The sequence below is a fragment of the Nocardioides sp. 1609 genome, assembly GCF_004522105.1.
Taxonomy (GTDB): Bacteria; Actinomycetota; Actinomycetes; order Propionibacteriales; family Nocardioidaceae; genus Nocardioides.
The window spans coordinates 44,165-64,243 of the sequence record NZ_SPUJ01000011.1 but is presented as its reverse complement, the minus strand read 5'-3'; the positions used below and the strand labels follow the sequence as shown (position 1 = coordinate 64,243).

The following is a 20,079-nucleotide window of genomic DNA, read 5'->3' as shown; positions in this document are numbered from 1 at the left end:
CGGCCGGGGCGCCCGGTCAGGCCGGGCCGACGAGGTCGGCGACGATCCGGGCCGAGAGCAGCACCAGCGGCAACCCTCCGCCGGGGTGCGCGGAGCCGCCGACGAGGTAGAGCCCGGGCACGGGGGAGCGGTTGGCGGGGCGCCGGAACGCCGCGGAGGCGCCGTTGGACGACGTCCCGTAGATGGAGCCGCCCGGGGTCAGCGTACGGCGCTCCAGGTCGGCGGGGGTGAGCACGGACCGGTGCCGCACGCGGTCGCGGACGTCGGTGCCGCGCTCGGCGAGCAGCGCGACGAGGCGGTCGGCGTAGTCCTCGGCGAGACCGGGCTCGTCCCAGTCGGTGCCGCCCGCGGGGTCGTGCCGCGGCGCGTTGGCCAGGACGAACCACGCCCCGGCCCCGGCGTGGGGGACGACGGCCGGGTCGTCGGGCGCGGAGACGTAGAGGGTGGGCCGCTCGACCGGGCGGGCCCGGCCCCGGCGTCCGAAGACGGCGTCGAACTCGGCGTCGTAGTCCTCGGCGAAGAGCACCTCGTGGTGCGGCTGCCCGACCGGCGCCTCGTCGAGGGACAGCAGCAGCACGAAGCCCGACAGGGACGGGGTGGTCCGGCGGATGCGGGACGCCGCCCGGCGCGCGCGACGACCGGCGACCAGCCGTCCGTAGACCTGGGCGGCGTCGGCGTTCGCGACGACGACGTCCGCGGCGAACGTCGTGCCGTCGGCCAGCCGGACGCCGCTCGCCCGGCCGCCGGCGAGCAGGACCTCGGTCACCTCGGCGCCGGCACGGACCTCGACCCCGAGGGCGTGGGCACGGTCGAGCAGGGCCTCGGCGATCCGGTGGAGCCCGCCCGGGACGTACCAGGAGCCGAAGGCCTGCTCGGCGTACGGGACGGCGGCCAGCGCGGCCGGCGCCCGCCGTGGGTCCGACCCGGTGTAGGTGGCGTAGCGGTCGAGCAGCATCCGCAGCCGCGGGTCCTCGAGGTAGTGCGCCCCCAGGCCGCGCAGGCTCCGCCACGGCGCGACGGCGGCGACGTGGTCGAGCCGCCGGGACAACCGCGCCATGTCCGCGACGGTGATCGGCGACTCGAGGAACGGCTCCCGGGTGATGTCCCAGATCCGTTCGGCACGCCGCAGGAACGCCGACCACTGCTCACCCCGGCCAGGCCCGAGGGCGGCGTCCAGCGCGGCCGGGACGGCGGCGACGTCGCCGGGCAGGTCGAGCAGGGTCCCGTCCGGGAAGCGGTAGCGGCAGGCGACGTCGAGGCGCTGCAGGGGCAGGACGTCGGCCAGCGGCGCACCGGTCTCGGCGAAGAGGTCGGCCAGCACGTGCGGCATCGTGAGCAGCGAGGGGCCGGTGTCGAAGACGAAGCCGTCGTGGGTCCGGGTGCCGAGCTTGCCGCCGACCTCGGCGGCCTGCTCGACGACCAGGACGCGGTGGCCCTGGGCGGCCAGCCGGACGGCGGCGGCGAGCCCGCCGATCCCGGCGCCGACCACGACGGCGGCGCTCATCGGGGCACCTCGACGGGCCGGCCCTTCCAGCGCAGGGTCCCGCGCCGGCGCGCGACGACGGAGTCAGCGGTGAGGGCGCCGAGGAGGGCGACGGAGAGGGGATGGGCCGCGGCGTCGGGGAGCACCCGCGACCCGGTGCGGCGGGCGACGAGCGCCCGGGCGGCGACGCTCGCGGCGTAGCCGGCGAGCCCGGTGCGGGAGCCGCGCAGCGCGGCCAGCGCGGGGACGACGTGCGTCAGCACCATCAGCGCGGTCACGCCCGCGGCACCGGCCGGCGTCCCGAACGCCGACCAGAGCGACTTCGTGTAGCCCTGGCGGAGGTCGGCCCAGCCGTCGTACATGCGGCAGGACGCGATCCGGCTGCCGTCGGCGACCACGCCGTGCCCGCCCGACGCCTTGACCGCGCGGAGCAGGGCGATGTCCTCCAGCACCTGGTCGCGGACGGCGCCGTGCCCGCCGGCCCGCCGGTACGCCGCCGCGTCGACGGCCAGCAGCTGGCCGTTCGCCGCGGTCAGCGAGGGACGCGGCGAGCGCTCGGCGAGCGTCAGCGGCAGCGTGCTCATCCACGACCACTGCAGCAGGGGCTGCACGAGCCGCTCGGCCGGGCCGTGGGCCTCCTGGCGCGGGTAGGGACAGACCAGGTCGAGACCGGAGGACCGGAGCAGGCCGACGGTCGCGGTCAGCCCCTCGGCGGCCAGCGCCACGTCGGCGTCGACGAAGACCAGGACGCCGGCCCCACCGGCCGCCCCGGCGAGCTGGTGGCAGGCCCAGGGCTTGCCCAGCCAGCCCGGCGGCGTCGGCGCGCCGGGGACGACCGCGAGGACGTCGCGCAGCCCGGCGCGGCCGGCGAGGTCGTCGAGCAGCGCGGTGGTGCCGTCGCTGCTGCCGTCGTCGAGGACGACGACCCGGGCCCCGCCCGGCCAGTGCCGGGCGGCGGCGACGAGCTCCCGGACGGCGTCCACCACCCGCCCGGCCTCGTCGCGGACCGGGAGCAGCAGCACGACGTCCTCGGGGGCGGCGACGTCCGGTGAGGTCGACGGGCTGCGAAGCCGGCGCAGGTTGTCGACGGTGAGTCCGAGCGAGGCCACCGCCAGCGCGGTGCCCGCCCGCACGACCCACCGGCCGGTCGGGGACGTCGTCACCGGCGGGCCTCCCGCGCCACGTGGACGGCCAGCGGGACGGCGACCAGCCCCATGAGGACGCCGCCGACCAGGGCGACCGACGGCCGCCCGAAGAAGACCGCGTGGGCGAGCACGGAGGAGAAGTAGGTCCACAGGTAGACCGCGACCGGGACGGCGTCCCGTGCCACCGGCGTCCGGTCGTCGGCGGGGTCGCGGACGAGCCGGCCGAGCACGGCGCACATCACCAGCGACACCAGGAGCCACCCGGCGAAGTTCGTGAGCGGGATGCCGTCGACGCCGGGGAGCGCGGGGTGGGGGTCGTCCCAGGCCCAGTGGCCGGCGTCGACCATCTGCGGGTCGAGGAACACGTCCCAGGCGGTCAGGGCCCAGGCCGCGACCACGACGCGGAGGGCGCGCGAGCCGACGAGCCGGCGGGCGACCAGCAGCGCGGGCCAGGCCATCATCACCCAGGCCAGCGGCACCAGGACCGGGACGCCGAGCGCCTCGGCGCCGAGGGTCCCGGTGTAGTCGTAGCCGCCGAACGGCACACCGGTACGGACGCCGACCGCCTCGGCCACGAGCCCGCCCCCGCCGGCGACGAGCAGCAGGAGGGCCGCCGTCGCGGCGCCCCGGCTGGACCAGGCGTGGGCCAGCGCGGCACCCGCGAACAGCACGACGCTCGCGACGGTCAGCGCGAAGGTGCCGCCGTCGGTGAACGGGAAGGCCATCTGCACCAGGACGCCGACCACCGCCAGCAGGGCCGGGACGAGGGCCGGTGCCGTCAGGACGGGGGCGGTCGCCGGGCGGACGCCGCTCACGGCGTGCGCCCGCGGTAGGTGCCCTCGACCTCGAGCACGGCGAACCGGGCGAAGAGCTCCTCGGCGTACCAGCCGGCCGCCTCGGTGCGCTCGACGGCCGAGCGGTGCGCGGCGCTGCGGTAGGCGAAGTCGACCAGGTGTCGCGAGGAGTCCCAGAGCGAGAACGTGCCCTGCAGGCCGATCGGGGCCTCGCCGATGCCGATCGCCATCCGCAGCCCGGACGCCGCGGTCAGGTCGTCGATGACCGGCGGCACCGCCCGCCAGAACGAGAGCGCCCGGGCCGGCCGCAGCCGGGCCCGGGTGATCGCGGCCACGGGGGTGCCCCGGGTGGCGTCCGCCGAGGTCGTGCCGGTGGGGTCGAACGGCTCGGTGCGCGACCACCGCCCGCGCGAGGAGAGCGGGACCATCCGCACCCGGAGGCGTTCCCGGGCCGCCGCCTCCCAGCCCGCCACGAGCCGGCTGTCGGCGAAGTCGTCGGCCGGGGCGGCGTCGTCCCAGACCGTGAGGAGGGCCCAGTGGTGCGGGTCGGCGTCGCGCGGGGTGAAGGTCCGGCCGGACCCGGTGCCGAGGAGCTTGGCGAACCGCAGCCCGGGGACGCCGTGCAGCCGGCGTCGCCCGGTCGCCATCCGCAGCAGGGCCGGGGCGGCGGACCCGACCCGCCACACCCGCAGCTCCACGACGCTCACCGGGTCACCGCGTCCCGCGCGGCGCGCTCCTCGAGGGCCTGGGTGGTCGCCCAGCCGACGAGCAGGAAGACGTGCAGCACGTAGAGCCAGAGGCCGACGGCGACGACGCCGCCGACGTAGCCGAGGCCGCCGAAGGGGATGCCGACGTCGACGGGCAGGGAGAGGAAGAGCTGGAAGCCGTGCAGGAACCCGGCCAGGAACGAGCCGGTGCCGAGACCGCCGGCCAGCGCGACCCACCACCGCGGTCGCCCGGGCGTGACGGCGCGGAACACCCAGGTCAGCAGGATCCCGAGCGCGAGCCAGATCGCGGTGAAGCCCAGGACGATGCGCAGGAGGCGGTCGCCGGGACCACCGCCACCGCCGTCGGGCGAGAGCGGCACGAGGGCGTCGCCGACGCCGAGCACGGCCCAGGCCAGCGGCGGCAGCGTCACCAGCAGGGCCATCACGGCCGCCCGGGCGCGCCAGCCGGTGAAGCGGTCCGGCTCCGGCCGGATCGCCAGGCAGGCGCGGCGCAGGCCCTCGCCGTAGAACGACGCCGGGAACAGCAGGACGATCGCGCCGACCACGCCGAGGTGGGTGGCGGCGTGCACCAGCACCTCGTACGGCGGCCGCGCGCCCATCGCGGGGGGCACCAGGACCTCGAGCCGCTGCAGCCGCCGCTCGGCCGCGCCGTCGCCGCGCCACCAGGTCGTCGTCCAGAGCGCGAGGAGCAGCCACGGCACGACCGCGATCGCCGAGAAGTAGGTGAGGGTGGCCGCCGCGGCCGACAGGTCACGTCCGGACAGGATGCCGCCGGTGCCGCGCACCAACGTGCGGGCCTCGGCGCCGACCCGAGCGCCGGCGTTCACGGTCGCCGCCCAGGCACCCGACAGGATGGGGTGATGACGGAGCTGACGTACGCGGCCATGCTGGCCTTCGTGCTCGTGGCGACCCTGCCGCTGGAGATCGTGCTGCGGACGCGGGTGTACGCACGGCTGCGCCGGCTGGCGCTGGTGCTGGTGTGCGCCGGGCTGCCGTTCGTGGTGTGGGACGTGCTCGCCGTCCGGGCCGGCCACTGGTTCTTCGACACCTCGCAGACCCTCGGCGTCGAGCTGGCCGGGCTGCCGCTGGAGGAGGTGCTGTTCTTCGTGGTGGTGCCGCTGGCGTCGGTGATGACGCTGGAGGCGGTGCGCAGCGTGCGCGGCTGGACCGTGGGCGACGAGCCGGAGCCGTCCACCGGCGACGCCGCGCACGGGGAGGCGCCGTGACCCACACCGAGGCCTCGCTGCTGGGCATCGCCGTCACGGTCGTGCTCGACCTCTGGGTGCTGCGGACCCGGCTGCTGACCCGCCGGGCGTACTGGGTCGCCTACGCGATCGTGCTGTTCTTCCAGCTGATCACCAACGAGTGGCTGACGTCGCGGGGCGTCTTCGACTACGACGATGACGCCATCCTCGGGTGGCGGATCGGGCACGCCCCGATCGAGGACTTCTGGTTCGGCTTCGCCCTGGTCACGCAGTCGATGGCCTGGTGGGTGTGGTGGGGGCGGCGCGGCGTGCAGCGGCAGGCCGGCCCGGGCCCCCGACCCGTCGTCGCCCGGCTGCTGGTCACGCGGCGCGCCAGACGCTCGCCCCGGTGAGGTCGACCAGCGCCTCGCGCGAGCGGACCCGCACCGGCGCCGCCGCCAGCAGCGCGAGGGACTCCTCGACCAGGGTGGCGATCCGGCGCTCGACCCGGTCGAGCGCCCCGCAGTCGACCAGCACCTGACGGACCTGCTGGAGGCCGGCCTCGTCGAGGTCGTCGTCGCCGAGGTGGCGGTGCAGCACGGCGAGCTGGGCCGCGCTCGCGGTCTCCGCGGCCTGGGCGACGAGCACCGTCCGCTTGCCCTCGCGGACGTCGTCCAGGGTGGGCTTGCCGGTCTCGCGCGAGTCACCGAAGACCCCGAGGACGTCGTCGCGCAGCTGGAACGCCTCGCCGACCCGCAGCCCGAAGCCCGAGCAGAAGTCGGTCATCTCCCGCGACGCCCCGGCCAGCGCGGCGCCGAGGAGCAGCGGGTGCTCGACGGTGTACTTCGCGCTCTTGTAGCGGACGACGCGGGCGACGTCCTCGAGGGTGCGGGGGCGGCCGAGCGGGTGCAGGTCCAGGAACTGCCCGGCCATCGTCTGGGTGCGCATCAGCTCCCACACGGCGCGGGCCGCGGCGGCGCGGTCGGGCGTCCCGGCGGCGGTCGCCGCGCCCGCTGCGCGAGCGAGCAGGTCGTCGGACCAGGTGAGGCACAGGTCGCCGGTCAGGATGGCGACGGAGTGCCCGTAGAGCTCGGGGTCGCCGGTCCACGGCGCGGAGCGGTGGTCGTCCGCGAAGGCCCGGTGCACGGTGGGGATCCCGCGGCGGGAGTCGCTGCGGTCCATCACGTCGTCGTGCACGAGCGCGCCGAGGTGGAACATCTCGAGCGCGGCCCCGGCCTCGACCACGCCGGGGGTCGTCGGGCTGTCGGTGCTGCCGGTGCTGCCGGTGCCGCTGTCGTCCGTGGCGACGGCGTCGGCGGCCCACAGGCAGAACGCGGCCCGCAGCCGCTTGCCGCCACCCGCCCGCTGGCGCACGGCCTGCGCGACGGGCTCGAGGTCGGGGCTCACGTCGAGCAGGATGCGTGCCTGGGCATCGAGGGTCCGGGCGATGGCTTCGTCGACCCGGTGCACGTCACCGACGGGGGCGGGCGTCGTCCGGATCGAGGTCGGGGCGAGCATGGTCAGCAACGTACGGACCTGCGCGGGCCGGCGGCTCACCCGAGGAGAGGTCGACCGTCCCGTGCTCGTTCCCAGGATGGCCGCGATGGCGGGGCTCACCCGTGGGGGTGGTTGGTGCCTCCGGGTCTGGAAGAACCACCCCGCGGCGGAGGAGGCTGGGTCATCCCCCTTCCGCCGCTTGGAGGCCACCCCCATGAGCGCCACCCGCGATCCCAGCCGGGCCGGCACCGCCGCCGCGACGACCTGCGTCGAGGCGGGGTGATGATCGTGAGCACGGTCCGCTACTACGAGATCCGCCGCACCGACCTCGCCGTCGACCACGCTCTCGGTCCGTTCGCGGCACCGACGCCCGCCGACGCCGTCACGATCGCGGACCGGCGGGTCGGGACCAGCGGGCTGCGCTGGGGCTCGTGGGAGGTCGTCGAGTGCGCGACCGGCGACGTCGTCGCCCGCGGCCCCCACCCGACCGCGTGGGCCACCCGACGCACCGGCACGACCACCACGCGGCACCGCTGAGTCGGGGCCGCCGCCCGCCGGGTCGAGGTCGGCCCGCGCCGCACGAGGCAGCGGAGCACGCCTCGCGCACCCGCGCCAGTGCACCCGCGGCGACCGAGCAGCACGACCGGGCGCCCCGACGCCGGCCAGGACAGGACGCTCCGGTGGGTCTGCGGCCTGCCGCCCGACGGGACCGCCTGTCGCGTCAGGGACGCAGGGGGTAGGTCTCGCCGGTCGCGTGGGTCTGGTGGTGGTGGAAGGGGCAGAGCAGGACGGCGTCGTGGGTGTCGGTCCGGCCGCCTGCGGACCAGGGGGTGCCGTGGTGGGTGTGGCAGTAGGCGGCGGGGGTGGTGCAGGTGGGGTGTTGGCAGTGCTGCTGCTCGAGGGCGATCGCGAGGCGTTGGGCGGGGGTGTGGAAGCGGCGTCGTCGTCCGAGGTCGAGGACCTGGCCCTGTCCGTCGAGGACGGCGGGGATGATCCCGGCGTCGCAGGCGATCCGGCGGGCCTGAGCGGGTGAGAGGGCGACGCCGGTGTCGAGGTTGGCCGCGGCGAGGCCGCCGAGGAGGGTCTCGTGGGTCATCGTGACGACGACGGTGGCGCTGGTCCCGCCCATCGTGGGGAGCTGGTCGGTGGGGTAGCGCTCGACGTACTCGCAGAACGCCTGCCCGAGCCTCTCCGGGGTCGGCCTCTCGTGGTCGTACGTCCCGGCGCCCTCGGTGGCGCGGACGTGCTTGGGCGCGGCGATCGCGGCCAGTGCCTTCCTCAGCATGGAGGCCTGGGCGGAGGGCATGGTGAACCGGCCGTGGGCGAGGCCCTCGCCGTCGTCCCACAGCGTGAACGTCGTGCGCTTGCCGGCCCGAGCCTCCTCCGATTCGAGGAGCTTCGCTTCGTGCTCGTCGGCCCGGTCGGGGTCGATGGTCTCCAGGATCCGGCGGCCGAGGGTCTTCAGGTCGTGGGCGTCGTGGTGGGCGGCTTCCCCGAGCAGGTGCGCCTCCGCCTTCTCACGCCACTGGGCGTGGTCGCCGTCGAGGTCGCCGACGGCGGCGGCGATGACCCTCGCCTGCTCGGCGTGCACCCGACCCGCAGCCATCGCGACCCGGACCGGTTCGTGGGCGGCGAGGTCGCCGGCCAGCCGGACCTTCCGGGCGGCCTCGCCACCGGTGACTCGGGTGACCCGAGCCAGCCACGCTGCCAGCGACCGCGCCCCGATGGTCCCCGGTAGGTCGAGGTCCCCGGCCTGCCCGACCATCCGCGCCTCGAGCTCCTGCACCCCGGCCACCACACGCGCCAGCCGCGGCACCAGGTCGGCGGTCGCAGCGGCGTCCAGCGACCACGTCGGAGCATCCACGAGATCAGCGAGCTCGGCCTCGAGGACCGCGACGAACCGGGCGACGGGGTGCCCGTCGCGGTGGTCGTCGTGGTGCTTGCTCATGCCCCAGATTCTACGCCGAACCACGGACAATCGACAGTGTGTTCTAGTGGCCTGTGGGAGAGCTGCGCGGGTGGTCGGCGTCGCCGACCAGGGCGGGTTCCGGCCCCTCGACGAACCGGACGGACGCTACGCCCAGGAACCGTCGTCGGCGGGTGGGGTCAGGGCTGCGACGAGGCGTGGCAGCGCCGTGGGGTCCGACGCGGCGTGCGCGGGAACGAGCTGTCCCACCGAGACGCCGAGGCACGCGGGATCGCGCCACAGCTCGCCCAGCGCCACGCCGAGCTCGGCCAGCGTCGGCCCGCTGTTGCGTCCGTTGACGTTCTCCGCGAGCGGTGCGTCGATGAAGTCGAGCACGTCCACGTCGACGTGCACGAGGAACGGACCCGTCGGCAGGGCCCGCCGCGCCGCGCGCGCAGCCTGCGCGGGGTCGGTCACCAGCTCCGTCTGGCTCACGACCGCCAGGCCGAGCGCGTCGACCTGCTCGCGCTCCCATGCCGTGGTGGCTCCCAGGTCGACCCCGAGGTAGCTCAGGTGCCCGGGCCGCAGGAGCGGACCCGCGCCGGCGAGCTCGACGAGCTCCCGAGCGGCCCCGTCCACCCCGAGCGCGTGGGCCATGCCCATCCAGCTGAGCGAGCCCTCGGTCGTGGAGGCCGGGGTGTTGAGGTCGAGGTGACGGTCGACGTAGACGAGGTGCGCCTCGGCGTCGTCGCGTCCGGCGGCGGCACACAGCCCCAGGGCCACCGTGCAGCTGCCGCCGATGACGAGCAGGCGCTCACCCGGCACCACCAGGTCGCGGGCGGCGGCGGCGAGCTCGCGGAGGGCGGTGACCTCCTCGTCGAGGTTCTGGGCCAACGGGTGCTCGTGGTCCGGACGCCAGCGACGCACGGGGAGGTCACCGGCGTCCCGCACCCGGTGGCCGGCCGCCTCGAGCGCACGCACCAGGCCGGCCCCTCGGATCGCCGCCGGTGCCAGCTCGACGCCGACGCAGTAGGCGCCAGCGCTGCTGGGGTAGCCGAGGACGTTGATCGTCGCCATCTGCACTCCCGTTCTCCGGTGGTCGGGCTGCGTCGGTCGGGCGCCGGGCCACGGCCGACCAGTCGACGGCCGCCGGGGCACGTCGGCGTGTCGACGCCCGGGACGGAACCGCGTCGTCAGCCCTGGGACAGGCCGGTCGGCTCGCCGCGGTCCGACTCGTTGGCCAGCCCCTCGCCCTCGGACTCGGCGTCCAGCTGCTCCTGCACGTCGGCGATCTCCTGCTGCTGCTCGGTGCGACCGTTGCCGGCCGCCTGGTCCTCGTCGTTGCTCGTCTCGCTCATCGCGGTCTCCTCGGGCGGGGTCGGTGGGGTACCCGCCGACCGTACCCATGACCGGTTGGCCGGCTCCTCCGCGGTGGAGAGTCACCCGCGGCGGGGGAGCGGACCGGACCCCCGCCCTGCGACGCTCGTCGGCGTGACTTCCCGCCACCTGTCCTCCACGCTCCTCGGCCGGGTCCTCGCGGTCGTCGTCGCCGCCGTGGCGCGGCTGAGGTCCACCGACAAGCCGATGCACCCGCGGGGGGCCGTGACGACCGCCAGCCTGCGCCGCTACGGCGGCGCGGTCAGCGGCGCCGCGTTCCTCGACGCGCCGGGGCAGGACGACGTCCTGGTGCGCACGTCGCGCTCGCTCGGCCTCCCCGTGCCGTGGCCGGACGTCGTCGGGCTGGCCGTCCGGGTGCCGACCGACGACGGCGGCCACGCCGACGTCCTGCTGTCGGGGACCGGCCGCGGCCGGGTGACCCGCTACCTGCTCGCGCCGAGCCGCCGTCCGCAGCCGCGGTTCCTGTCGTGCCTGGTGCCCTTCCGGGCGCCGTCCGGACCGGTCCACGTCGGCGCCACCCCCACCGCCGGTGGCGGGTGGGACCTCGCGTGGGCGCGTCCCTCGGGCCCCTGGACCCGGTTCGCCACCCTCGAGCCGCACGACGACCAGCACGACGACCAGCACGACGACCAGCACGACGACCAGCACGACGACCAGCACGACGACCAGCACGGGCGTCGCCCGGGCGACGCGCCGGTGTCGTTCGACCCGGTGGCGGCCGCCCCCGACGGGCTCGAGGTGTACCCGTGGCACCGACGGATCCGGGGGCCGGGCTACGCCGCGGCCCGCAGGTCCCGCTCGCGCGAGCACCGACCGACCCCGGACCTCGTGCGGGGGGTGGGCGCATGACGGGCGGGGCGGCCTCGCTGCAGGACCCGGTCGACCGGCTGGTGTCCGACTTCCTCGAGTCGAGCGCCGCCGGCATCCACGACCGGCTCGGCGACGTCGCCGGCGTCGCCGTCAGCACCGCCGAGGGACGTCGTCCCCGGACCCTCGGAGCCAGCACGACGCTGGCCGCCGACGTCGACCGGATCCAGTTCCGCATCGGGCACGGGCCGTGCCTCGCGGCGTTGACCACGGGCGCGGCGCTGCACGTGCCCGACCTGGGCGGCGACGACCGCTGGGGCGACTACGGGCCACAGGCCGCGGCCCGGGGAGCGGCGTCCTGCTACTCGGTGCCGGTCTTCGTCGGCGACGCCTGCGTGGCCGTGTTCAAGGTCTACGCCGCCGAGACCGACGGCATCGACCCCGACCAGCGCGCCACGGCCGACCTCGTCGCCAAGGAGGTCAGCGGCGGGTTCGCGCTGGCGATGCACCTCGGCCGCCAGGCCGCCGACCTCGACGACCTCACCGCGCTGCTGACGCACCGCCGCGTGATCGACCTCGCCCTGGGCATCCTGATGGAGCGGGTCAAGGTGCCGGCCGACGCGGCGTTCGGGATGCTCACGACGCAGTCCCAGAGCAGCAACGTGAAGGTGCACGAGCTGGCGGCCGACGTCGTGCGCAGCATCCCCGGCACCAGCAGCGACGACCTCGTCCCGCCGTACAGCCCCAGGGATGAGGCGGGCGCCGCCGGCGCCGTGGTTGTCTGAGGTCAGTGGTTCAGCAGCGCAAGCCACTCCAACAGATGGAGTGCGCCATGTACCTGCACGTTGAAGAGCTCATCAACGAGATCCAGATCGACGAGCCCGACCCGGCCGCGGCGAACGCGCTGCAGGAGGGTCTCGGTGGCCAGTTCGGCGAGATGCGCACGATGATGCAGTACCTCTTCCAGTCGATGAACTTCCGCGGCGACGCCAACTCGAAGCCCTACAAGGACCTGCTCCAGGGCATCGGCACCGAGGAGATCAGCCACGTCGAGCTGATCGGGACGACGATCGCGCGGCTCCTCGACGGGTCGCCGGACTACCACGGCAAGAAGACGGACCCGGTCGACGAGCCCGGCGCCAAGGGCGCGACGCCGTTGAAGATCGCGCTGGACACCAGCAACATCCACCACTACCTCGTCGCGGCCCAGGGCGCCCTGCCCGTCGACGCGGCCGGCAACCCGTGGTCGGGGTCCTACGTCTACAACAGCGGCAACCTCGTGCTCGACCTGCTGTACAACCTCATGCTGGAGTCGACCGGGCGCCTGCAGAAGTGCCGGATCTACGAGATGACCGCCAACAAGGCGGCCCGCTCCACGATCGCCTACCTGATCGTGCGCGACCAGGCCCACGAGAACGCCTACGCCAAGGCGCTCGAGTCGCTCGGCGTGAACTGGGGTCCGCTGCTGCCGATCCCGAAGACGAACGCCGAGCAGTTCCCCGAGGTCAAGAAGCTGCTCGACCTCGGCCTGCAGAGCGTCCAGTACACGTTCAACCCGGACCAGACCAGCCAGGCCGCGAAGCTCTACCGGGGCGCGTCGCCGTCCAAGGACGGCACCGAGCTGAGCACCGCGATCATGCCGGAGGGCGTGCCGATCACGATCGCGCCCGAGCGTCGCGAGGAGTTCAGCCCGGGCCTCGACCCCGAGCTGCTCGCCCTCATCCAGGCGACCGCAGAGGTCGAGCTGATCGCGGCCGACGAGGCCGGTTCGGGCTCCTCGTCCTGACCCCACCGGGAACAGGTGACGAGGTGACGGGGAGCGTGCGGTGACCGAGGTCCTGCTGCGTCCGCTGGCGGACGCGTTCATGCAGGTCGGGGTCTTCGTCGCGCTCCTCGTCGCCCCGTTCGGGTGGGCGCAGTACCGGTGGGGTGACCAGGTCACCGCAGGCCTGACCCGGTACGCCCGCCTCGCGCCGGCGGCCGCCGCGCTGCTCACGATGCCGCCCGGGTGCGGCGGCGCGATCATCGTGATGAGCCTGTACGCCCGGGGCGCGGTGAGCTTCGGGGCGGCCGTCGCCGCGCTCGTCGCGACCATGGGCGACGCCTCGTGGGTGCTGCTCGCCGCCGACCCGGTGCTGACCCTGAAGCTCAAGGCGCTGCTGCTCGTCACCGGCGCCACCACCGGGTACGCCGTCGACGCGCTGGGCATCGCGCCACGACGCCGGGTCGACGCCGAGACCTCCGCCGTGCGGACGGCGGCGACGGGGTTGGTGACGGTCGGCGGCGGGAGCGCCGTGCCCGCCCCACCGCCCGGGCTCGCGCCCGCCGTCGAGCAGTACGTCGGCAGCGTGGGGCCACCGGGACGGGTCGGTCTCGCGCCGGCGGTCCTCTGGGTGGCCCTCGGCGCCGGCGCCCTGGTGGCCGTGCCGGTCGCCTTCCAGCTCGCCCCGGCCGGCACCGCCTACCTCGCCCTCGGGGTCGCCGGCACGCTCGTCGCCCTGGTCGTCATGGTGCAGGGCCGCGGCCGACCGGCGGTCGCCGCGCCGCCGACGTCCCTGCGGGCCGTCGTGCGCGACGGCGGGCACGAGGTCGCGCTCATCACGACCTGGGTCGCGGTCGCCTACGTCTCCTGGTCGCTGCTGACCCGGCTCACCGGTTTCGACGGCTCGCAGCTGCCGCTGCTCGGCTTCGCCGGGGTGGCGGTCGGTGCCCTCGTGGGCCTCGTGCCCGGGTGCGCCGTCCAGATCGTGTTCACCGGCATCTTCCTGGCCGGCGGCATGCCCCTGCCGACGCTGGTGGCCAACACGATCAGCCAGGACGGCGACGCGCTGCTGCCCCTGCTGGTCCTGGAGCACCGCTCCGCGCTGCTCGCCACCGTCATCACCACGGTGCCGGCGCTGCTCGTGGGTGGCGCCATGCTGCTGCTCGGCTGAGGCTCTACGTCCCGGCCGGACGAGCGTCGACCAGCGCGCGGGCGGCGTCCGGGTCGATGCGCGCGCCCCGGGCGCCGGCGCCGGTGACGGCGATCGCCGCGGCCGCCGTGCCGAGGAGCGCGGCGTCGTCGAGGCTCGCCCCCGAGGCGAGTCCCACGGCCAGGCCGGCGGTGAAGGCGTCGCCGGCACCGACCGTGTCGACCACGTCGACCCCGAACGCGGGGAGCGTCCGCGTGGCACCGCCGGCGTGGACGTCGACGCCGTCGGCGCCGCGGGTCACCACGACCGCGCCGACGCCGGCGGCCAGCAGGTCCGGGACCGAGTCGGCGCCGAGCAGCAGCGCCTCCTCGGCGTTCGGGGTCAGCACCGACACGAGCGCCAGGAGGTCGGGCGGCAGGGGCCGGGCCGGGCCGGGGTTGAGCACGAACCGCCATCCCCGGTCGGACGCGGCCGTGGCGGCCGCGAGCACGGCGGCGTCCGGGATCTCGAGGCTGGCCACGACGACGGCGTCCTCGACGTCGAGGCGGTCGAGGACGCCGCGCACGTGGTCGGCGTCCAGGGCGTGGTTGGCCCCGGGGACGACGACGATCAGGTTCTCGCCGGCGGCGTCGCGCAGCACGTGGGCGGTCCCGGTCGGCCGCGCCACCCGGACCACCCCGGACGTGTCCACGCCCGCCCGAGCCAGGTCCGCCAGGGCGCCGGTGCCGCGGTCGCCCCGGCCGACGGCGCCGACCATGACCGTCCGCGCGCCGAGCCCGGCCGCGGCGACGGCCTGGTTGGCGCCCTTGCCGCCCCACGTCTCCGACGTGCCCCGGGCTGTCACCGTCTCCCCGGCGCCCGGGAGCCGCTCGACGTCGATCAGCAGGTCGGCGTTGAGCGAGCCGACGACGACGACCATCGGGTGCGACGCGGGCGGGATCGACATGGGCCGACGCTCTCACACGGGCAGGCCCGCCGAGGGACGAGCCGGGACCCGCCGCGGGTCGGCGCCGGGGGGTGCCGCACGAGAGGGTCCCCGGTCTCGTCGGCGCTCGCCGGGGCTCGCTCGCTCAACCTCCGGTGGGGGCGCGTCCCTCGACCAGGGCGACGAGCGCTGCCGGGGCGGCGGCGTCGTCCAGCCGGTCGACGGGGATCGGGAGCGGGATCGACCAGTTGGCGCGGGCGGGCGCGGTGGTGCCGGGGACGTTGGGACGGCGCTCCTCGCCCAGGGCGTCCTCGAGCGACAGCGCGACCAGTAGGGACGGCGCCCGGCCGAGCTGGGTGTAGGCCTCGACGACCGCCTCGGTGGCGGTGGCGTCCTCGCTCAGCCCGTCGCGGAGGAGCTGCTGCAGGAGCTCGTGCCGGCCGGCGCGGACGTCGTCCTCGGCCATCGTCGAGGACGCCAGCTGGTCGTCGACGTCGCTGCCGGTCCAGAGCCCCGGCACGGTGGGGAGGTCGTGCGTGGTGACCGTCGCCATCGAGCCGACCGGCCAGGTCGCGGGGTCGTCGGGCTCGAACCAGAGCACGCGGTAGGTGAGGACGTCGCGCTCGGCGAGCGCCTCGGCGACCCCCGGCTCGACGGTGCCGAGGTCCTCGCCGACCACCACCGCCCGCGCCCGGTGCGACTCGAGACAGACGATGTCGAGGAGGTCGTCGGCGGGGTACCGGACGTAGCAGCCCTCGGTGGGGGAGGCGCCGTCCGGGATGCACCAGAGCCGGAACAGGCCCATCACGTGGTCGATGCGCAGGCCGCCGGCGCCGGCGATGGTGGCCCGCACCGACTGCACGAACGGCTCGTAGTCGGCGTCGCGCAGCCGCCACGGCACGAGCGGGGGCGAGCCCCAGTCCTGACCGACCGAGTTGAGGGCGTCGGGAGGCGCACCCACGGTGAGGCCGCGGGCGAGCACGTCCTGCCACGCCCACGCGTCGGCGCCGCCGCCGGAGACGCCGATCGGCAGGTCCTGGATCACCATCAGGTCGCCGCTCGCCTCGCGCAGCTGCACCGACAGCAGCCACTGCAGCCAGGCGTGGAACGTCACGTCGTCGCGGCGGCCGGTCGCGAAGCGGCGCACCTCGTCGCCGTGGGGGTCGTGCAGGCCCGCGGGCCAGTCGCGCCAGTCGCCGCCGTGCTCGGTCGCCAGCACCATCCAGGTCGCGAACTCCTCGAGCGCCGCGCCCTGCTCGGCCCGCCAGGCGTCGAACGCCGGCTCCTCGCCGCGGCCCGCGAACGCCGTCCGCAGCACCCGCATCTTGTGCTCCCACGCGGCGTCCCGGTCGACGACCTCGGACGGCGGCCGGTCACCACCGCCTTGGGGGGACCCGTCGCCGGACCCCTCGGCGGACCCGTCGACCCGGAGGTAGACCGGGTTGCGGAAGCGCCGGGTCGCGGGCAGGTAGGGGCTCGCCTCCAGCGGCAGCACCGGCGCCACGGCGTGCAGCGGGTTGACGACGACGAACCCGCCACCGCGTCGCTCGGTCCACTCCCGCAGCGTGCGGAGGTCGCCGAGGTCGCCGATCCCGGCACTGGTGGTCGACAGGGCGGCGTAGAGCTGGACCGCCCAGCCCCAGGTGCGCTCGGGCGGCAGCCAGCAGCGGCCGGGCGAGACGACCAGCCGGCGCTCGGCGCCGCCGTCGACCCGGAGCCGGTGGTAGCCGAGCGGGAAGTCGTCGGGCACCAGGTCTTCGAGGCGGGTCGTGCCGCCGTCCTCGAGCAGGACGTCGCCGACCAGCCCGGTGCGCCGCCCCGGGCGGGTGACCACGGGCGCCCGGTCGGCGAGGTCGGCCGGCGGCTCACCGACGACGTCCAGCACGGCGGCGACGGTGGCGTCGGACACGCGGTGCGGTCGGTCGTCGGCGTCGACCCAGTCGCGCTGCACCCCGGCGCGGGCGAGGGTCTCGGGGCTCCAGCGGGGCGCGGGCACGGGCGGGGGCACGGGCGGGGGCACGGGCGAGGGCATGGGAAGAGCGTGCCCGACCGGTCGACCGCCCCCACCTTGGGGGGAGTCCGTCGACGGCGCCGGCCGGGAGGATGCGAGGGTGCTGCGCTCCCCGACCCGACCTCCCCAGGTGGACCTCGTCGTGCCGCACCACCTGCTGCTCGGCCCGGAGACGCACGGCGTCACGCGGTACGCCGGCGAGGTCGCCGCCGCCGCGGGCGCGCCCGTCGTCCGCGACGTCGACCGGCTCGGGCCGGGCGCGGCTGCCCACCTCCACGTGACCGACCGGCTGCTGGCGCGCGACCCCGCCGCCGCGGCCGCCGCCGTCGAGTCGCTGGCCCGGCGGGTCCGGCTCACGGTGACCCTGCACGACGTCCCGCAGCCGACCGACGGCCCGGTGTTCGAGGCGCGGGCCGCGGCGTACGGCCGGATCGTGCGGGCCAGCCACGCCTGGGTCACCAACTCCTGGCACGAGCACGCGCTTGTGGCCCGCTGGTGCGTCGTCGATCCGCGCGGGGCGGTGATCCCGCTCCCGGTGATCGAGTCGCCGCCGCGCGAGGAGGAGCTCGAGGACCCGGGGGCTCCGAGCGCTCCGGCCCTCGGCGTGTTCGGGTTCGTCTACCCCGGCAAGGGCCACCGCCAGGTCGTCCGTGCCGCAGCGGCCCTGCGCCGGGACGGGACGTCGGTGCGGGTGCGCGTGCTCGGCGCCGCTGCGCCGGGCCACGCCGACGAGGTCGAGGACCTGCAGCGGATGGGCTGGGCGCGCGACGTCGCGGTGGAGGTCACCGGCCGCGTCCCCGACCACGACCTGGGCCGCGCGCTGCGCGGGGTCGCCGTGCCGGTCGTCGCCCACCGCAACGTCTCGGCGTCCGGGAGCCTCAACTCGTGGATCGCCGCGGGCCGCCGTCCGCTGGTGCGTGACGGCGCCTACGCCCGTGAGATGGCGGCGCTGCGCCCCGGCACGATCACGCTCTTCGACGACGCGTCGTTGAGCCGGTGCGTCGCCGCCGCGCTGCGCCGCCCGGAGACCACGTGGACGGCACCGGGCACCGATCTCGGGCCGCGCCTTCCCCACACGGCCGCCGCCTACCGCGCGTGGTGGGCCTCGGTGGGCGGGTGACCGCGCCGCCGTACGGCACCAGCGTGCCGGGCAACCGGTGGGACCTCGCCCCGGCCGCCGCCCCCCGGCGGAGGGTGTCGGTCGTCGTCGCGCACTACGAGCAGCCGGCCCAGCTCGACCGCACCCTGGCCGCGCTGCGCCGCCAGACCCGGCCGCCCGACGAGGTCGTCGTCGCCGACGACGGGTCGCGGGAGGCGCCCGTGGTCCCGCCCGGTGTGCGGCTGGTGCGCCAGGACGACGACGGGTTCCGGCTCGCCGCCGTCCGCAACCTCGGCGTGGCCGCGAGCACGGGTGAGGTGCTCGTGCTCCTGGACGCCGACACGACACCGGAGCCGGACTTCGTCGACCGCATGGTCGCCCTGCCCGAGGCCCTGCCCGAGACCGTCGTCGTCGGACGCCGCCGGCACGCCGACCTCGCGGCGCTGGGACCCGACGACGCGGTCGAGCGCGTCGCGCCCGCGCTGGCGCTGCCCGAGCCGGCCTGGCTGCGCACGGCGTACGACGCGACGCACGACCTGCTCGACGCTGACGCGACGAGCCACCGGTTCGTCATCGGCGCGGTGCTGGCCTGCAGCCGGTGGTGGTACGACGAGCTCGGCGGCTTCGACGAGACGTTCAGCGCCTACGGCGGCGAGGACTGGGAGCTGGCCCACCGGTCGTGGACCGCGGGTGGGTTGGTCGCCCACCGCGCCGACGCCGTCGCCTGGCACGACGGCCCCGACGCCGGCGCGCGCGGCCGAGGCCCCGACGCCCACCGGTCCGAGACCGTCGCCGTCGCCGACCGGACCTCGGCGCCGGGCACGACGTGGCGTGGGCTGGCGCGCGGCCCGGCCGACGTCGTCGTCACCTGCGGCGCCGACCTCGGGGCGACCGAGGTCCTGGTGACGGTCGACTCGCTGCTCGCGGCGCTCCCGCGCGCCGTCGTCCGGCTCGGCGCCGGGCACCGGGCGCTGGTCGGCGCCGACCCTCGCGTCGTCCCCGCCGAGCAGCCGGTCGCCGCCTCGGCGCGCCTGCACCTCGACGTGCGCCGCGGCCTGACCGGGGACGCCGCGGCGTGGACCGCGCTGCTCGGCGACCACGCCGGTCCCGGCGCCACCCGCGCGGTGGCCGGTGGTGCCGCCGAGCTGCAGGACCTGCGGCTGCTCCGCCGGGCGGCCCGCTGGGGGCGACCCGACCTGGCTCCGGCGGGTCCTCCCGTCGAGTCCCGGCTGCGGCCGTGGACCGACGACGTCACGCTCGAGTCCTGGCTGGGCGGGTGGGCAGGTGGCTGAGGACCGACCGCTGCTCGTGGTGGTGGGCAACTGCCAGGCGGAGTCGTTCCGCCTGCTGCTCGACGCCGGCGACGTGCGCACCCTGCGGACGCCGGCCCTGCACGAGCTCACCGCCGCGGACGCCCTGGAGCTGCGCGAGCTGCTGGCCCGGACCGACCTCCTCGTCGCCCAGCCGACCTCCGACGACTACCGCGGGCTCCCGGTCGGGACCCGCCAGCTGCGCGCCGTCCTCCCGCCGGGCGCCCGGGTCGCCCTGGTGCCGAGCCTGCGCTACGCCGGCCTGCACCCGTTCCACCTGCTCGTCCACCCGCCCGGCCTGGAGCGCCCGGACCCGCCGGTCGTGCCCTACCACGACCTCCGCACCGCGCTCCTCGCCGACGACCTGCGCGCCGGGCGCCCGGCCCGAGCCCCGCTCGAGCTCACCGAGGACGTCGTCCGCGCGGTCGCGGCCGCCTCGGTCGCCGAGCTCGCGCGGCGCGAGCGCGAGCACGGCACCGTGGTCGTGAGCGACCTGTTCGACGTGCCGGACGCCGGCGCGATGCGCACGATCAACCACCCGGGCAACGCCGTGCTCGTCCCCGTGGCGGCCCGGCTGCGGAGCGCGCTCGGGCTCGAGCCGCGCGGACCCGGCGTGGAGCGGCCGCTGCTGGCCTCGATCCACGCGCCGGTGCTGCCGGCGGTGGTGTCCGCGCACGGGCTCGACGTCGTCCCCACCACCGACTGGACCATCGACGGGCGTGCGGTCACCACCGAGGCCGTGACCGCCGCCCACCTGGCGTGGTACCGCGAGCGGCCCGAGATGCTCGACGCCGCCCTGGAGCGGGCCGCCCCCCTGATCGAGCTGTTCCCGACCGGACGGAGGAGGTCCTGAAGGCCCACTGAGTCCTACCTCACGCCG

21 protein-coding genes are annotated in these 20,079 nt (G+C 76.2%); 10 read left to right on the top strand and 11 right to left on the bottom strand.

The window, feature by feature from the left end; all coding sequences use genetic code 11:
• Positions 1-16: 16 nt before the first annotated feature.
• The 5 genes from crtI to E4623_RS21960 are packed head-to-tail and all read right to left on the bottom strand — an operon-like array spanning position 17 to position 4,977.
• Entirely contained in the window at positions 17-1,504 is a 1,488-nt protein-coding gene (crtI, locus tag E4623_RS21980; protein WP_134768719.1) for a phytoene desaturase family protein, read from the bottom strand.
• A complete protein-coding gene (locus E4623_RS21975) occupies positions 1,501-2,646 on the bottom strand; it encodes a glycosyltransferase (protein WP_134768718.1) in 1,146 nt (381 codons plus the stop codon). Before E4623_RS21975 ends, crtI begins: the two co-directional genes overlap by 4 nt.
• Positions 2,643-3,443, bottom strand: coding sequence for a carotenoid biosynthesis protein (locus E4623_RS21970; RefSeq protein ID WP_209020826.1), 801 nt, complete (start codon positions 3,441-3,443; stop codon positions 2,643-2,645). Before E4623_RS21970 ends, E4623_RS21975 begins: the two co-directional genes overlap by 4 nt.
• Positions 3,440-4,129, bottom strand: coding sequence for a monooxygenase (locus E4623_RS21965; RefSeq protein WP_134768717.1), 690 nt, complete (start codon positions 4,127-4,129; stop codon positions 3,440-3,442). The genes E4623_RS21970 and E4623_RS21965 overlap by 4 nt, the downstream gene beginning before the upstream one ends.
• Positions 4,126-4,977, bottom strand: a complete 852-nt coding sequence (locus tag E4623_RS21960; RefSeq protein WP_134768716.1) for a YhjD/YihY/BrkB family envelope integrity protein — start codon at positions 4,975-4,977, stop codon at positions 4,126-4,128. Before E4623_RS21960 ends, E4623_RS21965 begins: the two co-directional genes overlap by 4 nt.
• Positions 4,978-5,010: 33 nt before the next feature.
• On the opposite strand from E4623_RS21960, the gene E4623_RS21955 reads away from it, so the two are divergent.
• Together E4623_RS21955 and E4623_RS21950 are read left to right on the top strand one after the other, a co-directional pair.
• Positions 5,011-5,376, top strand: coding sequence for a lycopene cyclase domain-containing protein (locus E4623_RS21955; RefSeq protein WP_134768715.1), 366 nt, complete (start codon positions 5,011-5,013; stop codon positions 5,374-5,376).
• Positions 5,373-5,747, top strand: a complete 375-nt coding sequence (locus E4623_RS21950) for a lycopene cyclase domain-containing protein (protein ID WP_134768714.1) — start codon at positions 5,373-5,375, stop codon at positions 5,745-5,747. The genes E4623_RS21955 and E4623_RS21950 overlap by 4 nt, the downstream gene beginning before the upstream one ends.
• Here the strand turns inward: E4623_RS21950 and E4623_RS21945 are convergent.
• A complete protein-coding gene (locus tag E4623_RS21945) occupies positions 5,716-6,852 on the bottom strand; it encodes a polyprenyl synthetase family protein (protein WP_134768713.1) in 1,137 nt (378 codons plus the stop codon). The genes E4623_RS21950 and E4623_RS21945 overlap by 32 nt on opposite strands.
• 261 nt (positions 6,853-7,113) lie before the next feature.
• Between E4623_RS21945 and E4623_RS21940 the strand changes: the two genes are divergently transcribed.
• Positions 7,114-7,368, top strand: coding sequence for a hypothetical protein (locus E4623_RS21940; protein WP_134768712.1), 255 nt, complete (start codon positions 7,114-7,116; stop codon positions 7,366-7,368).
• A gap of 184 nt (positions 7,369-7,552) precedes the next feature.
• On the opposite strand, the gene E4623_RS21935 is transcribed toward E4623_RS21940, so the two are convergent.
• From E4623_RS21935 to E4623_RS22855, 3 genes are all read right to left on the bottom strand, one after another.
• Complete coding sequence (locus E4623_RS21935; protein WP_134768711.1) at positions 7,553-8,779, bottom strand: HNH endonuclease signature motif containing protein; 1,227 nt, start codon at positions 8,777-8,779, stop codon at positions 7,553-7,555.
• 126 nt (positions 8,780-8,905) lie between these two features.
• Positions 8,906-9,814, bottom strand: coding sequence for an arginase family protein (locus E4623_RS21930; protein WP_134768710.1), 909 nt, complete (start codon positions 9,812-9,814; stop codon positions 8,906-8,908).
• Positions 9,815-9,930: 116 nt separating this feature from the next.
• Positions 9,931-10,095: a hypothetical protein gene (locus E4623_RS22855; protein ID WP_167736803.1), complete on the bottom strand. Its 165-nt coding sequence runs from the start codon at positions 10,093-10,095 to the stop codon at positions 9,931-9,933.
• Between the two features lie 133 nt (positions 10,096-10,228).
• Here E4623_RS22855 and E4623_RS21925 point away from each other — a divergent pair, with 133 nt between their 5' ends.
• From E4623_RS21925 to E4623_RS21910, 4 genes are read left to right on the top strand one after another with little or no spacing between them, the layout of a single operon-like run.
• On the top strand, positions 10,229-10,984 hold the full coding sequence (locus E4623_RS21925) for a hypothetical protein (RefSeq protein WP_134768709.1): 756 nt from the start codon (positions 10,229-10,231) through the stop codon (positions 10,982-10,984).
• On the top strand, positions 10,981-11,727 hold the full coding sequence (locus E4623_RS21920) for a GAF and ANTAR domain-containing protein (RefSeq protein ID WP_134768708.1): 747 nt from the start codon (positions 10,981-10,983) through the stop codon (positions 11,725-11,727). Before E4623_RS21925 ends, E4623_RS21920 begins: the two co-directional genes overlap by 4 nt.
• A gap of 47 nt (positions 11,728-11,774) precedes the next feature.
• Positions 11,775-12,728, top strand: a complete 954-nt coding sequence (locus tag E4623_RS21915) for a manganese catalase family protein (protein ID WP_134768707.1) — start codon at positions 11,775-11,777, stop codon at positions 12,726-12,728.
• A 40-nt stretch (positions 12,729-12,768) separates the two neighbouring features.
• Positions 12,769-13,875, top strand: coding sequence for a putative manganese transporter (locus E4623_RS21910; RefSeq protein WP_134768706.1), 1,107 nt, complete (start codon positions 12,769-12,771; stop codon positions 13,873-13,875).
• Between the two features lie 4 nt (positions 13,876-13,879).
• Here the strand turns inward: E4623_RS21910 and E4623_RS21905 are convergent, their stop codons facing one another.
• Both E4623_RS21905 and malQ read right to left on the bottom strand, forming a co-directional pair.
• Complete coding sequence (locus E4623_RS21905) at positions 13,880-14,800, bottom strand: ribokinase (RefSeq protein WP_134768705.1); 921 nt, start codon at positions 14,798-14,800, stop codon at positions 13,880-13,882.
• A 124-nt stretch (positions 14,801-14,924) separates the two neighbouring features.
• Entirely contained in the window at positions 14,925-16,811 is a 1,887-nt protein-coding gene (malQ, locus tag E4623_RS21900) for a 4-alpha-glucanotransferase (protein WP_134768704.1), read from the bottom strand.
• A 79-nt stretch (positions 16,812-16,890) separates the two neighbouring features.
• Between malQ and E4623_RS21895 the strand changes: the two genes are divergently transcribed.
• From E4623_RS21895 to E4623_RS22850, 3 genes are read left to right on the top strand one after another with little or no spacing between them, the layout of a single operon-like run.
• Complete coding sequence (locus E4623_RS21895; protein WP_134768703.1) at positions 16,891-17,910, top strand: hypothetical protein; 1,020 nt, start codon at positions 16,891-16,893, stop codon at positions 17,908-17,910.
• Entirely contained in the window at positions 17,907-19,181 is a 1,275-nt protein-coding gene (locus E4623_RS21890) for a glycosyltransferase (RefSeq protein ID WP_209020825.1), read from the top strand. Before E4623_RS21895 ends, E4623_RS21890 begins: the two co-directional genes overlap by 4 nt.
• Positions 19,174-20,052, top strand: coding sequence for a WcbI family polysaccharide biosynthesis putative acetyltransferase (locus tag E4623_RS22850; RefSeq protein ID WP_167736802.1), 879 nt, complete (start codon positions 19,174-19,176; stop codon positions 20,050-20,052). Before E4623_RS21890 ends, E4623_RS22850 begins: the two co-directional genes overlap by 8 nt.
• Positions 20,053-20,079: the final 27 nt, after the last annotated feature.